This is a genomic window from Ignavibacteriales bacterium, assembly GCA_026390815.1.
Classification (GTDB): Bacteria; Bacteroidota; Ignavibacteria; order Ignavibacteriales; family SURF-24; genus JAPLFH01.
In genome coordinates, this window is the sequence record JAPLFH010000015.1 from 1 (window position 1) to 15916 (window position 15916).

Sequence of the window (15916 nt, forward strand, 5' to 3'; positions counted from 1 at the left end):
AGTTGGTATTGATATCTATCAGCCGATTGTATGTATTTCATTTTATGACCAAAACTTTTCCCGTAAAATTATTAATTTATTTTGAGCTTTCATATTAATTTTGTATAACTTGACTAATAATTTTCACACAGCCTCTTTAGGACGTGGACGGTTCACCCGAACAAATGCGGCTTTAGCCATGTAAATAAGTTTGTTTTATGGCTAAAGCCTGAGTTATTTGGGTGTGTTTAAACCCCGTCATGAATGGCGGGGTTATTAAAATAAAAGTATGTGTGAGATTACTTACTGAATTAATTTTAAAAGCTTTTTCTTATTAAGAAATGGATGGTTCGTTTTAAACAATGTAAAAATCGATTTTAGAAACGATAAGATTAAAGTTAGAAATGATGAGTGCAAATTTGGAAATGATAAGTTTTGAATTGGAAATGTTAAATTCAATTTTAGAAATGCACAGTTGAAAATTAGAAATATATAGTTCATTCTACAAGATGAGAATTGTAATAAAGAAATGAGCAGTTTGAAATTGGAAATGAGTAATTGGAAATTGGAAATGAGTAATTAGAAATTAGAAATGGATAGTTAGAAATTGGAAATGATCAGATTGAATTTAGAAATGAACAGTTTAAAACTGGAAATGGAGAGATTAAAACAAGAAATAACGAGTTTTTTATTATAAAAATGCGATTTTTACAACAAAACAGAGCTTTTTAACGTAAATAATCCAAATGGCATTCTATTTATCATAACAAATTAAGGGGTAGCAATGAAAAATAGTGAAGAAAACTCGCTTCGTATGTTCGAAAATGTTTCCGGTTTATTAAAAGAAAATCAGGGAATCACTTCTGGTATCCAGCAGTTTGCTGAGAGTGAAGCTGAGTTAAACCAGCTCATAGCCGATATTAAAACAACCAACCAAATGCTTATAAACGCCGCCAACGGAAAGACAGATGAAAAAACTGCCGCGGAAGAGGATCTTGAAGATTACGTTATCCTTTTCAGTCGTAAGTTTTTTGTCTATGCCCGCAGGAATGCAGTTGAGGACCTTAAAGCGCTAATAGCTTTTAAGGATTATGAAATTAAAAAACTGCGCGACAGGGAATTAATTGATAAGGCAGAATCGATCCGTAAGAAAGCTGTTGAACACATTGCGAAGCTTGAAAAGTACGGCATTAAGCAAGTAGATATTGATTTACTTGATGCTAAAATTAAACGGTTTGAATTAACTATCGGTGAGCAGGGAACCGGGTATAGCGAGCGGGGTGGAGCAAGAAAATCCCTTAATGTACTTTTTGAGCAGGCAAGCCTGCTGCTTAAGGAGGAAATTGATGGATTGATTGAATCGTTCAAAGATGAAAATTCCGATTTTTATAACCAATACATAACCCCACTAGGTATTAAAAACCTGGGTGTAAGGCACAGAAAAAAAGAGGAGCCTGTCGTTCCTGTTGTTGGTGATGGAAGCGGGACTGGTAATAACGGAATATAGAAGTTGGAAGTTAATTAAATGGTCGTTCCGTCAAGGCGGACAGGTAGGTGGTCATTAAGTTGTCATTGAAAAACTTTTTTGTAATAATAGAAAACAAATTTTGGCGCCAGTTGGCGTCTAATCAATATGTTAGCTTTCTAATATTCATCAATATAAGGAATTCATTATGCAGTCTTTAAAATCGGTTCTGGAATCATCAAATGAAAAGGAATTAAAAGGTTTGGCTGAAATATTAGGGACAAAAGATTCAAAGCCAGAAGTGGTAATGGCTATGTTATGGTGGAATAGTCGTTCAATATTTGGAATGTTTTTAAGAAAAATGCCAACATATGTGGATATTGCAAAACAAGTTGCTAAAAAATTAAAAGTAAAATATGAGGAAAAAGATGGAGTTGAAACAATAGAAACAAAAATTTCCCAGAAAGTATTTCAGACTATGTGGAAAAAGATGACAAATGAACAACGAGAAGAGTTAGATAAAAAAATGCAAGAAGTTGCAAAGAAATTTGATAAATCTGGTTCAATGGTTGGAAGTGTTAGTATGTTAGGTGCGTTATCAGCTGCACAGCTATCTGGCTTTGGCGTATATTTATTAGCATCCACTTCCCTTGGTGCATTATCCGGTGCAATTGGTATTGCATTACCATTTACAATTTATACAACAATGTCATCTGCTATTTCAGTAATAATCGGTCCTGCCGGTTGGATTGGAGCCGGACTATTTGCTATTTGGAAACTGACTGGTCCAAATTACAAAAAATTAATACCGGCTATAATTTATTTGAATATGTTGCGTTCTAAACAGAAACTTGAATTATAAGATGATGGAAAGCTAACCAGCAGCTCAACACGGACAGCGTTTTGAGTGTGGCATTTATGTAATTATAAAGTTGTGTTTACAAAACTAAGTTGCTTCTTAAGTTACTTTGTTCATAGAAACATTTTTATAAATAAAAGTAGTTGCAACTATTCGGCATTCTTGTTTTGAGCTGCCGGTTAGTAGCAACGATAGGCATATAGCTTTAGTATATTATAATAATACAATAACCAAAATAATAAGGAAAAATTATGAAACAAGTTCTTAGTAAATCTCAAGAATTAGTATCAGAAGGTAAATATTTTACATTTAAGGATGTTAGTGGTGAATATAATACTGAAAATTTAATTAAGGCAGCAAAGTTTATGCAATGGCAAGGTAAAGCACGCGATTTTTTAGAAAAATTATATGGTGAAAGACATAAAACAATAGTTGAGTTTAATAGGGCAACAAAAATTATTGAAGATGCAGATAATGAAAATGAATTTAATATTGGGCATACAATGATGTTAAATGCTTTTAAATATGCTTTAAATGTAGCTGATGATAATATTAATATAAAACAAAATTATTTTTACTCTAATAGTGAAAATAAAAAAGTAACGAATGTTAAAAATATTTTATCGAATTTAATTGAAGAAAAGGAAAAAGAAATAAAAAATATTTCATTTAAAGATGGTTGGGAAGAATTAGCTAAAAGTGAATTAAAAAGAGATAAAAGACAACTTCAGGTAATCGGTTTTATAAACGAAGAAGATTTTAATTTTTATGAAACAAATTTAGGGAAGGAATATTTTGATGTAACAGGTCGGATGTTAACTGTCCTAAAACCCCGTGATTATGAAAAATTTTTTATTGAAATGCTTGATAAATTAGATAACGTTAACGATAAAGAATGGGATAAATTTATAGATGAATATTTTAATAAAAGAATAAATATTAAATAGATGCCTAACCAGCTTTTCCACACGACCGCATTTTCAATACGGCATTGTTCAAAATTCCGGGTTTAGTGAAAAATGTAAATATTGCAAGTAAGTTTGTTCTATTAAATAAAATTGTTAAAAATATTTGGCAGTAGTTTTTCAGTTCGTCATTGCTATTCTGGGCGGACGGGTGGAAAGCTACGCCGTTAGCCATCCTAGTAAATATGGATAAATTATGAATCTTACTGAAGCTGAGAAAAAATTAAAAGCAATTTTTGGTTTTGAAAAATTTTATGATGAACAATGGGATACTATCAAATTATTATTTGAAGGTAAAAGAGTACTCCTTATTGAGAAAACTGGCTATGGTAAATCACTTTGTTTTCAGTTTCCAGCAACGCAGTTTAGTGGGATTACTGTAATCTTTTCACCTTTAATTGCATTAATGCGAGACCAAGTAAGAAGTTTAAATGAAAAAGGAATCGTGGCAAAATTTATAAATTCTGAACAAACTAAAGAAGAAAATTCATCCACTATTCAAGAAGCTATTCAAGGGAAAATAAAAATTTTATACATAGCACCAGAAAGACAAGAAAATCAAGAATGGATAGACGCTACGCGGAAAATGAATTTATCAATGATTGTTATTGATGAAGCTCATACCATATCAGTTTGGGGGCACGACTTCCGACCCGCATTTAGAAGAATTATAAATTTAGTTCAATTGTTACCAAAGAACCTTCCTATTTTAGCCACTACAGCGACAGCAACTAAAAGAGTCGAAAAAGATATTGAAAAACAAATCTCTGGAGATATTGTTACAATTCGAGGTAATTTAATGAGGGAAAACTTACATCTCTTTGTAATAGATGTTAAATCAGAGGATGATAAACTTGTCTGGCTAGGCAATAATATTAACAAGCTTCAAGGAAGTGGAATAATCTATACTGGGACTAGAGTTAATACCGAAATTTATTCAAGATGGCTAAATTTCATAAAGGTTAGCTCAGTTGAGTATAATGCGGGTTTAGACGGTGATTCAAGAAAAGAAATTGAAAAAGGGTTGATGTCGAATAAATGGAAATGTATTATCTCTACTAATGCTCTTGGAATGGGTATTGATAAGCCTGATATAAGGTTTATAATTCATACTCAAATTACTGCTTCACCAATACACTATTATCAAGAAGTCGGGAGAGCTGGGCGGGATGGAAAACCCACATATATAATTTTATTTTTTAACTCAACACTAGTTGAAAATAATATTTATGAAGATGCACAACTTCCATTGGCTTTCATCGAAGGAGGAAGACCGTCTATTCAAAAATATCAAAGTGTAATTGAAGCTTTAAAAACTCAACCGCTTGGAGAAAGAGAACTTATCAAAGTAACAAATATGAAACAGACTCAGATAAGAGTAATTAAAGCAGATTTAATTGAACAAGGGATTGTTAAAGAAGTAGTATATGGACGTTCTAAAAAATACGAATATCAGTTTAACGCTCCTAGATTAGATACAAAGGCATTCCAAGAATTAAGAGAAATGAAGCTCAAAGAATTAGATTCTATGATTGAGTACATATTCACTAAGCAATCAAGGATGCAATTTCTATGTGAGTATTTAGGTGATTTAAACAATAAAAGCTTCTCAAATTGCGACAATACTAATCACAAAAAAATTATTTTTGAGCTGAACAAGGAAATGTCAGAAAAACTATTGGAATTTAGAGAAACGTATTTTCCGGAATTGATTGTTGAATCTAGAGATTCAAATATTGTGAACGGTGTAGCATCGTCATACTATGGTGTTTCAAGTGTTGGGGCAGCTATACATAGGTGTAAATATGAAAATGGTGGTGACTTCCCGGATTTCTTACTAAAATTAACATTAAAAGCATTTAGAAATAAATATGTTCAACAAAAATTTGACTACATTTGTTATGTACCACCTACTGAGTCAGGGGATTTAGTTAAAAATTTTGCTGAGAAACTTTCTATTGTTTTAAAAATTCCGATTTCGCATAAATTGAAAAAGATTTCGGTTACAAAATCTCAAAAAGTTTTTCAAAATAGTTTTTTGAAGAAGGACAACGTAAAAGATGCATTTAGATATGAAAATCCATCAGAAATGAGAAATAAGTCTGTTTTAATATTTGATGATATTTTTGATAGCGGTGCTACCATTAAAGAAATTGGAAATTTATTAACAAGTTATGGGGCAAATACAATAGCACCAATAGTAATTGCAAGAACTGTTGGCGGAGATATTTAGGAATTAATTATGAAACAAGAATATGCATATTGGATGGCTTTAGCGCATCTACCAAAATTGAGCAACAAAATAAAAAATGAATTAATAGTAAAAACATTCCAAGAAGGTCTTTCTATTATAGATATATTTCAGTTGGATAAAATTACTCTAAAAACTAATTATCTTCTAAATGATAATGAGGTAACCTTATTAGAAGAATCTAAAAACGATTTGGCCAATTATGCTTTCATTGTTGAAGATTTACTTGAGCAAGGATATGAAATTACCCCAATTACATCAGAAATATATTCATCTATACTTAAAAATAATTTAAAGCGTGCTTACTCGCCCCTCGTCATATATACAAAAGGTAATAAACAAATCTTAAAAGAAAAATCAATAGCTATTGTTGGTTCAAGGGATGCTTCTGAAATAGCCTTAAAGTTTACAGACAACATTGCTCTAGATGCAAGCAAAAATTTTAAAGTTGTTGTAAGTGGTTTCGCAAAAGGTATTGACAAGCAAGCTTTAGACTCTGCAATCAAATATAATGGTCAAAGCATAATAGTTTTACCTCAAGGAATTATGACTTTCGATTCGGGTTTTAAAAAATATTACAAACAAATTATTGATGGGAATGTTTTAGTGCTTAGTACTTTTTTCCCGAAAGCTCCCTGGAATGTTAAATTAGCAATGGCTAGAAATCCAATAATATATGGTCTAGCTGAGGAAATATATGTCGCGGAATCAAGCGAACAAGGAGGAACTTGGTCTGGTGTAATGGATGGATTGCGTAAAGGAAGAAAGATATATGTACGAAAACCAGAAATTGATGAGAAGAATGCAAATAATCTACTTATTGAAAAAGGAGCATTGTCCGTTGATTTGCTTGGTAATATTGTTGAACAAACAAAGTACGAGCAATTTGAAACAACAATTCAAGTTATATCAGAACCAAAGATCGAGTCCTTTGAAACGATAATTTCTGAATTACTCAATAAAGGAGCGTATACTTCAAAAGAGATTATAAAAATATTAAATCTTGATTGGGACTCTAGAAAATTAACCTCATTTCTAAAATCTCATACGAAGGTTCAGACTATAAACAAAAAACCGTTAAAGTTTACTATGAAACAATCTGAAGAATTATCTTTATTTAACTAAAAGGTGGCTAACCAGTTATTCCGATCGAAGTCAATGAATGAGAGAAGAAATAAGAAATAAAAAATGATAAGGTTGAGATAGGGTTATCCCAACAAGAACAAAAATGTTCTTTGCCATAATGATAATATTTTATCACTTGCCTACTTAAAGAGAGGACAAATGAAAGATCCCGGAAATAACGGAGTTATCCGTTGTGGGACTTCGTTTGTTCCTCTCCCGCCAAGGCGGACAGGCGCTTTTTGTTTTGCTTACGAGATACAGGAGCAAAAGGATCGAATAATTGATATCTCTTGTGTTTAAAATCTAGGGATTTAATATAAATGTGTTAAAAATTATTGGCATTTATTTTCAAGGCTACATTGTTGTTATTGATGGCGGCTTAAAATATCGTCGTTATAAATTAATTAGAGGATAAAATGAAAATATATTTATTCTTTTTTGTAATAGTTTTCCTGAATATTAATATTCATGCGCAATGGGTACAAAAAAATAGTATAACCCAAGAAGTTATTACTACTTTAATAACAAATGGGAATTATATTTTTGCAGGTACTAATGGGAATGGAGTTTTTCGTTCATCTGATATGGGTGAAAACTGGACACAAATAAATATCGGATTAACAGGAAGTAAGATTAGAGCATTTGCAATTATTGGTGATAATATCTTTGTAGCTTCCGAAGGTAGTGGAATCTTTATTTCATCTAATAATGGTTCCAATTGGAATTCATTAAATAATGGATTAGAAGAAACCTATTTCCGCTCTTTACATGTAGATGGAAATAATTTATATGCAGTTGGGACTGGTGGCGCCATTTTTCTTTCAACTAATAACGGCACAAATTGGGAGAATATTACTACTCCAGGTCAACAAAATTATTCAATATTATTTAAAGGAACTAAAAGATTTGTATCTGATATTTACGATGGGATTTTTGTAACAACTGATAATGGCTTGAATTGGAAACAAATAATAAATGGCTTGAATTCCTATTACATTTATCCTCCTTTTATTTGGAAGGTCGGTTCAATGTCACTTTGTGGAAATAGCATATTTATTTCACAGGAGTGGGATATTGATAAAGGATTGTTTCGTTCTATAAATGATGGAGAACAATGGGTGCAGGTAAGTGAAGGAATCAAATCTGTTGAGTTTGCCTCACCAATATTTGAAATGTTTGGTAATAATATATTTCTGGCGAATCATAAGGAGATATATCTATCGACTGATAATGGTGATAACTGGTTTTTAGTAAATTATGGCCTTCCCGATGAATACATAAATACATTAGTTATTGTTGATACAGTTATATTTGTTGGAACAGGTGGAAATGGAGTTTGGTGCCGGTCTTTAACCGAAATTATTACTGCAATCGGGAATGAAAAAAATAATTTACCTTCCAACTATACACTTGAACAAAATTATCCAAATCCATTTAATCCAACTACGACTATTCAATTTCAGGTTCCAAAATTTTTATTCGTAAACATAAAAGTTTATGATGTTCTTGGAAGAGAGGTTGCTAATTTAGTTAATGAAGAAAAGCCTGCCGGGACTTATCAAGTTTCATTTGATGCTGCTATTCTCTCAAGTGGCGTCTATTTATATAAACTTAATGCAGGAAGTTTTATTGAAACAAAGAAGATGATTTTGCTTAGATGAAAGGAGACAATATGAAAAACTTTACCCCCTCTCATTATTTTGCTATGGTTTTGTTAACACAGGAAAAACTTTTATACGATAATTTTTATTTAATATTTTTTCCAAACAAATATAATATAGTTGCTAATATAGTTATTCCTGTCAAGGTGTGGGAGCCTGTCCGAGAACTAGTATTGCAAGAATAAAAATCCAATAAGAGGGGGTTATAAATTATTTAAATGCAATATTGTGAAAATTAATTTAACAAATCTAAGTTCTCGGACAGACTCGTGGACCTTGACAGCCGAGAAAAAAAATAAAAAAAAGATAAAGTTGCTCTTTAAATGTAGTTAAGTAAACGAAGTAATTAATAAATTATTGGCATTGGTTTTAAAACTGCATTGCTGTGTTGGATGGCGGCTTAGTTGCCTCGCCGTTGGGTACTTAAATCGTTTTTCATAAAAGTATTGTTCTCTTATTATTTTGTTTATTGTAAAGATTGTTTGACTTATGTATCTTTCTTGTAGAAACAAAGGAAAGGTTAAAATATGCGTATCAAAATTCAAAAATGGGGCAATAGTTTAGCTCTAAGAATTCCGAAGGCTTTTGCTTTCCAATCAAGAATTCGACAAGATGAATATGTAAATTTAACACTGGACAATGATAAAATTATTGTTGAGCCAATAGAAGAAAAAAAATATAGCTTGGAAGAATTAGTTTCTGGAATTAAAAAATCGAATCTTCATAGAGAAATTGACTTTGGGAAAAAAGTTGGAGCAGAACATTGGTAAAAGCAAAAAAGTATGTTCCTGAATGTGGAGATATTGTTTGGTTAACATTTAGTCCACAATCTGGCCACGAACAATCAGGAAGAAGACCAGCTTTGGTAATTTCTCCATTGGTATACAATAGTAAAACCGAGCTTGCACTATTTTGTCCAATAACAAGTCAAGTAAAAGGATATCCCTTTGAAGTAAAGCTTCCAGATGATTTAGAAATTGCTGGTGTAATATTATCTGATCAGATCAAAAACCTTGATTGGAAAACCAGAGAAGCTGAATACATCTGCAAATTGCCAAAATCGCTATTAACAGAAACATTAAATAAAATAAATGCTTTGTTAACCAAATAATGCCATAGCTAACCAGTTATTCCGATTAAAGTAAATGATTGCTTTGGTTGTAAAGGACCTTTCCTTTACAGAATTGTTATTTTGCTATGGTTTTGTTAGCACAGAAAAACCTTTTCTGTAATAATTTTTACTTAATGTTATTTTCTGAACCGATGTAGTATGGCTGATAATATAGTTATTCCTGTCAAGGTGTGGGAGTCTGTCCGAGAACTTAGATTTGTTAAATTAATTTTCACAATATTGCATTTAAATAATTTATAACCCCCTCTTATTGGATTTTTATTCTTGCAATACTAGTTCTCGGACAGGCTCGTGGTCCTTGACAGCCGAGAAAGATACCCTATTACTTTTTACTTAACTATTTTCTTGCTAGCTATAGTTGTGATATTTAATTTAGAATCCAGGATTATCAATTCCAACAGAGATAAGACAATGTTGATAATATACTAAAACATTTTAGTCTACGGTCGAAAACGGGAGAAAAAATGAAATTCATTAGTTTAGTTTTATTAATCATTTCAAGTCCAATACTTATTCAAAACTCTAACGCTCAATGGATTCAACCAAGTGGACTAATAGGATCGGTCTGTTCTTTTATCATTATAGATGATACTTATTTTTTATCTGGTACCGATAAAGGAAATATTTACATCTCTTCCAATTATGGTATTGATTGGAAAAAAGTTAATGAGGGAATGCCTACTACAAATATCTTTTCATTTCTTGTCTACGGCAATACTGTCCTTGCTGGAACAGATAAGGGATGCTTTATTTCGATTAACAAAGGTGCAAGCTGGAATCCAGAATGTTTCTCCTTAAACAATAAAGCTGTAAGTAGCTTGATTCTTAATGGTTTAAATATCTATGCAGGAACGAAGGGAGAAGGATTCTTTTTATCAGTTGACTATGGTAAGAGTTGGAAAAAAGTAAAATCGGAATTAACTGATTCAGCCTATATTATGACACTTACTAAGAGTGATTCAAATATTTTTGCTGGAACAAGAGGAGAAGGAGTATTGGTTTCTACAGATAATGGAATAAAATGGAATTTTTTCAACTCTGGATTGAAAAATAAAAATGTTAATTCCTTAGTTGTGAACAACAGATGCATATTTGCTGGAACTAATGATGGGATATATAAATATTCAAACAATGGAAATATATGGGCTCCAATTGGTTTAGAACACTTAAAAATTAATAGTTTATGTGTTTTCGGGAATATAATTTATGCGTGTACATATACGTTTGGCCTTTATCGTTCCACCGATAACGGATTCAGTTGGAAAGAAATTAACATTTTATATAAAGGAGGGTGTGTTCATCATATGTCTTCTGCATATTCATTTGCTAAAATGGATTCAACTATGCTTTGTGGTTTAGATAGCGGACTTTATAGCTCACCTGATGATGGCAAAAGTTGGTCATCTGTTGGATTTACGGATTCATACGGTAGTGGATTTGCTTTAGTTGATACAAAAATAATTGTTGGAACATGGGATGAAGGAATACTTATTTCAAATAATAATGGATTTACTTGGACACAATCAAATGAAGGATTAAAACGATTATATATTTTATGTCTAACTGTAAAGGATACAGTCATTTTCGCAGGTACATATCTTGGAGGGGTATTTCGTTCTAAAAATAAAGGTGCAAGTTGGCAGGAAGCTAACAAAGGATTGAACGGTGTTCATATTGAATCGTTAGCTCTAAAAGATGAATGTGTTTTTGCAGGTACTAACGATTCTGGTGTCTACTATTCAACAAATAATGGAGAAAGTTGGATAGAATTAAATAATGGATTAGAAGGAAGTGCAATACATATAAAGGCATTATTAGTAAGTGGTTCTAACCTTATTGCTGGAACTTCAGATGGTATTTATATAATGGAAAGAAATAAAAGTTGGAGAAAAGTTAATGTACTAACGAAAAAAACTATTTATGGTTTTGCAGTGATTGAAAAAAAGATATTTGCAGGAATACCTGGTGAGGGTGTTTATCTTTCAACAAATAATGGTGAAGACTGGAACGCTGTTAATAACGGTTTAACAAATAAAGGAGTATGGTGTATATATGCAAAAGGTACGAGTTTGTTTGTGGGAACTGCCGGAGGAATATTTGTTACAAGTGATTATGGAACAAACTGGAATGATGTTAATAATGGATTACCATCTGTATTCGTGTATGCACTAGGTTCTGATAATAAATATTTATATGCTGGGACTTTCCGTATGGGAATCTGGCGAAGACCGCTATCAGAAATTGTAACGCCACATCAGTAAAAAATGTTTTCAGTGTTACCGAATCTTCTGTTCTTGACTGATTAATTAACATTCAGTCTGAGTTATTTCCTCAAACTTCTTGCAACACTTAAATGCTATCTTTATTTTTATATCCGTAATTTAACTTATAAAGGAATGTAAATGTCTCCTAACCAAAACGAAATAATGGATATCTTCCTTAAAACCGAAGCATTACTAAACGGACACTTCCTTTTAACTTCTGGAAGACACAGCAATCAATATTTCCAATGTGCAAAGGTTTTACAGTATCCAGATTATACAGAGCAAGTTTGCAAAAAAATAGCAGATTACTTTAAAACATTTGATATTGAAACAGTAATATCACCTGCAATGGGTGGGATAATTGTTGGACAGGAAGTAGCTCGTCAATTAGGTAAGCGATCAATTTTTGCAGAGAGGGAAGAGAAGAAATTATCGTTAAGAAGAGGATTTGAAATTAAACCTGGCGAAAAAATATTAGTGTGCGAAGATGTAGTAACTACAGGCGGTTCCGTTTTTGAAACAATAGAAATTGTAAAAAAAGCTGGTGGTCAGGTAGTTGGAGTTGGATTTATTGTTGATCGCAGTAACGGAAAAGTCCAGTTTGGATTTCCGCAAGTAAGTGCACTTAAGCTGGATGTAGTTTCTTATTCTGCGGAAGAATGCCCACTATGTAAAGAAGGAATACCTGTTGTAAAACCTGGTTCCAGAAAAATAAAATAAATTGTTAAATTGATGCATTGTTAAATTGCTAAAAACAATTTAACAATAAAGCAATTCAACCTAAGGGAAGGTAAAAATGAAAGTGATATGTTTGATTATAACAATTTCTACTTCGTTATTCGCTCAGGTAAATTTTGAAAAGTATTTTGAATCCAAAACGCTCCGAATTGATTATTACCATACCGGAACTAAAGATTCAGAACTTTATTCAATTGATGAATTACGAGGTGAACAATTCTGGGGTGGCTCCAAAGTAAATTTGATTGACAAATTTGAATTTGGAAAGTATAAAGTAATGGTACTTGATTCTACATCAAATGATCTAATCTACTCTCATTGCTATTCCACTTTATTCAGCGAATGGCAGACTACAGAAGAAGCAAAACATACAACAAAATCTTTTAGTGAAACTGTGGTAATACCATATCCAAAATCAAATGTTAAAGTTGAGTTTTATTCACGCGAGGGAAAAAACATTTTCCAGAAAAAATTTGAATATTTTATAAATCCCAAAAATTATTTTATAAATCCTGAAAGTAGAATGAAGTTTGATAAATTTGAAATTGTGCATTCAGGCGATCCGGATAAGAAAGTTGATATTGTTATTATTCCAGATGGATATACAAAAGAACAATTGCCAAAGTTTAAAGCTGATTGTACAAGGTTTGCCATTTATTTATTTAATGCTTCTCCTTATAAGGAAAACAAGGATAAATTTAATCTTTGGGGAATTGAAGCAGCTTCTGAGGATTCCGGAACTGACATTCCCAAAAATAATATTTGGAAGAGAACAATTCTTAATACAACTTTTTACTCGTTTGATTTAGATAGATATTGTATGACTTCAGATAATAAAAGTGTAAGAGATGTTGCAGCTAATGCACCGTATGATCAAATTTATATTTTAGTTAATACAAACAAATATGGTGGAGGATCTATCTATAATCATTATTCAGTTTGCGTTAGCGATAGCAAATACAGCGAATATATCTTTACTCACGAATTTGGACATGGATTTGTTGGGCTTGCCGATGAATATTATACATCAGATGTAGCATATGAAAACTTTTATCCGCTTGATATAGAACCCTGGGAAGCTAATATTACTACTCGTGTCAATTTTAAATTGAAGTGGGCAAATATGATAGAAACGGATACTCCAATACCAACTCCAAATGAAGAAAAGTACAAGGATGTTGTTGGATTATTTGAAGGTGGAGGTTATGTTGCCAAAGGTGTTTTCAGACCAAAGTTCGATTGCACAATGAAATCAATTTCAATAAATAATTTTTGCCCTGTTTGCAAAAAAGCAATTCTTGAAATGATAGACTTTTATTCTGAGTAGTATTTTTTAACACCGTAACGTGTAATGTTTGCTATTTAACGGAAGACGAAAAAATATTTGGACAAATTAAACAAAGATAAATTGATTAATAATAAATGAAGCACAAACGACTTTACAGAACTATTGAAGCAGTTGCATCAAATAAATATGCTTCTGAAGAGGAAATGCTAATTTCCATCTTAAACTTGATTTTACATACCGATGAAGTTGGAATTACTGGTGGAAGAATATGGCAGCTTGATATTACTAACCAATCTTACAAGTTAATTTATCAAACAGGATCAGTTGAAAAGATAAAAACAGATTTTGTAATCTACATTAAAGATTATCCTCTTTTTGATTTAATTGCAAATGAAAGAACCATTTTAGCCGATGAAACCAGCGCAATATTACGGCAGAAGGGAATATTTAAATATTCTGCATCCGGTGTTGGCTCAAAGCGTAAGTTAAATGGTAAAGCTTATTACGAATATCTTTTTGCTTTGAATAGTGATAACATAGATGACGAATTACGTTATACGCTAAATATTGTGGCAACAGTTTTAACTTCACAATTGAAACAAAAAAGAATTACAGAAAGTGAACAGCATTTAAAAGCTGATATCGACAAGGCAAAGCAATTGCAGAAAAGTATTTTACCTGAACATGAATACAAATTTAATAATTATGAAATGTTTGGGTTAACGATTCCCGCAGAAATAGTCGGCGGAGATTTTTTTGATTACATCAAAATAGGAGATGATGAAGAACGCCTTGGGATTGTTGTTGGTGATGCAGCAAGTAAAGGACTTAGTGCCGCAGCGGAAGCAATGTACATTTCGGGTGCTATCAGAATGGCTTGTACGTTTCAAATAAAAATATCTTTATTAATGAAACGAATGAACGAGCTTGTCCATAAAATATTCAGCGAAGAAAAATTTGCATCATTGTTTTACGGAGAAATTTCAACAGATAAAAATAGTTTATTCCTTTACTCGAGTGCAGGACATAATCCACCGATATTTGTACGGGCTAAAACAGGAGAAGTGACTTACTTAATGTCTACCGGTCCATTGCTTGGTCCTTCACCAAAAGCTAAATATGACACAGACAGTTTAAATTTTCAGGTTAATGATTTGTTAGTAATTTATACTGATGGAATTACAGAAGCATCAAATGGTGCGGAAGATTATTATGAAGAACATCGGCTTGAGAAAATAGTTAAGGAGGTTAGACAGCTAAATCCAAAAGAAATAGCTTATAAAATTCTTGATGATGTTATTCACTTTTCAAAGGATGGGATTTATTCGGATGATAGAACTTTAGTGATTGTAAAAAGAACTTCATAATTAAAAAAATAATTTCAATGAAGAATCTCCGGGAAAAATATGGAAAGTGGGCTGTAATTACCGGTGCTTCTTCCGGAATTGGTGAAGAGTTTGCAAAGTATCTTGCTAAAGAAAAAATTAATTTATTTATTATTGCCCGTCGTATAGATAAACTAAATAAGATTGCTGAAAAATTATCTTCTGAAAATGAAATTGAAGTAATTCCAATAAAAGCTGACTTAACAAAGGAAGAATCATTCCCAGCTATAATGGAAGAAATCGGGGATAGGGAAGTTGGTCTTTTAATTAATAATGCTGGTGTTGGTTCTATCGGTCAATTCCAAAATATAGATTGCAAAAAAGAAATTGATTTGATAAAATTAAATTGTATTGCTCCAGTATTGCTTACTCATCTTTTAGTTGAGAAAATGATTTTGCAAAAGAAAGGTGCACTAATATTTTTAGGTTCACTTGTTGGTATGGTACCAACACCATATTTAACAACATATTCTGCAACCAAAACATTCAATATTTTTGTTGCAAACGCGCTTTGGTATGAATTAAAAAAATATAATATTGATGTTTTAGCTTTATCGCCAGGAAGTACAAATACAGAGTTTGAAAGGATGACAAAAGGTACAGGAAATATTTTTATTGCTGAACCTTCAGATGTTGTTAAGACAGCAATGAAAGCACTTGGGAAAAAATCGTCTGTTGTAAATGGAAAAAGGAATAAAGTATTGGCTGGGATCGTGAAGATTCTGCCAATAAAAACTGCAGTAAGTTTGGCTGGGGCAATTGCAAAAAGAAGAAATTCTATTAATTGAAAAATAGATTCTTCTC

Annotated in this window: 14 protein-coding genes; all 14 read left to right on the top strand. The window is 31.9% G+C overall.

Annotation, left to right across the window (positions count from 1 at the left end; all coding sequences use genetic code 11):
* Window positions 1-763 precede the first annotated feature (763 nt).
* The 14 genes from NTX22_06160 to NTX22_06225 all read left to right on the top strand — a co-directional run bounded on the left by NTX22_06160 (window position 764) and on the right by NTX22_06225 (window position 15900).
* Window positions 764-1486 (top strand): hypothetical protein, encoded by a 723-nt coding sequence (locus tag NTX22_06160; protein ID MCX6150088.1) that lies wholly within the window; start codon window positions 764-766, stop codon window positions 1484-1486.
* Window positions 1487-1652: 166 nt separating this feature from the next.
* Entirely contained in the window at window positions 1653-2306 is a 654-nt protein-coding gene (locus NTX22_06165; GenBank protein ID MCX6150089.1) for a hypothetical protein, read from the top strand.
* Between the two features lie 248 nt (window positions 2307-2554).
* Entirely contained in the window at window positions 2555-3250 is a 696-nt protein-coding gene (locus NTX22_06170; GenBank protein MCX6150090.1) for a hypothetical protein, read from the top strand.
* 214 nt (window positions 3251-3464) lie between these two features.
* A complete protein-coding gene (locus tag NTX22_06175; protein MCX6150091.1) occupies window positions 3465-5501 on the top strand; it encodes a RecQ family ATP-dependent DNA helicase in 2037 nt (678 codons plus the stop codon).
* 9 nt (window positions 5502-5510) lie between these two features.
* Window positions 5511-6644: a DNA-processing protein DprA gene (locus NTX22_06180; protein MCX6150092.1), complete on the top strand. Its 1134-nt coding sequence runs from the start codon at window positions 5511-5513 to the stop codon at window positions 6642-6644.
* Between the two features lie 416 nt (window positions 6645-7060).
* The gene (locus NTX22_06185) at window positions 7061-8305 is read left to right on the top strand and encodes a T9SS type A sorting domain-containing protein (protein MCX6150093.1); all 1245 of its coding nucleotides are present in this window, start codon (window positions 7061-7063) and stop codon (window positions 8303-8305) included.
* Between the two features lie 11 nt (window positions 8306-8316).
* Entirely contained in the window at window positions 8317-8490 is a 174-nt protein-coding gene (locus tag NTX22_06190) for a hypothetical protein (protein MCX6150094.1), read from the top strand.
* A gap of 342 nt (window positions 8491-8832) precedes the next feature.
* Window positions 8833-9075, top strand: coding sequence for an AbrB/MazE/SpoVT family DNA-binding domain-containing protein (locus tag NTX22_06195; GenBank protein MCX6150095.1), 243 nt, complete (start codon window positions 8833-8835; stop codon window positions 9073-9075).
* The gene (gene mazF, locus NTX22_06200; GenBank protein ID MCX6150096.1) at window positions 9069-9416 is read left to right on the top strand and encodes an endoribonuclease MazF; all 348 of its coding nucleotides are present in this window, start codon (window positions 9069-9071) and stop codon (window positions 9414-9416) included. Before NTX22_06195 ends, mazF begins: the two co-directional genes overlap by 7 nt.
* A 485-nt stretch (window positions 9417-9901) precedes the next feature.
* Window positions 9902-11698 carry a hypothetical protein gene (locus NTX22_06205; GenBank protein MCX6150097.1) on the top strand — a complete coding sequence of 599 codons (1797 nt, stop codon included), beginning with the start codon at window positions 9902-9904 and terminating at the stop codon, window positions 11696-11698.
* A 141-nt stretch (window positions 11699-11839) separates the two neighbouring features.
* On the top strand, window positions 11840-12421 hold the full coding sequence (pyrE, locus tag NTX22_06210; protein ID MCX6150098.1) for an orotate phosphoribosyltransferase: 582 nt from the start codon (window positions 11840-11842) through the stop codon (window positions 12419-12421).
* 76 nt (window positions 12422-12497) lie between these two features.
* A complete protein-coding gene (locus NTX22_06215; protein ID MCX6150099.1) occupies window positions 12498-13766 on the top strand; it encodes a M64 family metallo-endopeptidase in 1269 nt (422 codons plus the stop codon).
* A 95-nt stretch (window positions 13767-13861) separates the two neighbouring features.
* A complete protein-coding gene (locus NTX22_06220; protein MCX6150100.1) occupies window positions 13862-15094 on the top strand; it encodes a PP2C family protein-serine/threonine phosphatase in 1233 nt (410 codons plus the stop codon).
* Between the two features lie 17 nt (window positions 15095-15111).
* Window positions 15112-15900: an SDR family NAD(P)-dependent oxidoreductase gene (locus tag NTX22_06225; protein ID MCX6150101.1), complete on the top strand. Its 789-nt coding sequence runs from the start codon at window positions 15112-15114 to the stop codon at window positions 15898-15900.
* Window positions 15901-15916 lie beyond the last annotated feature (16 nt).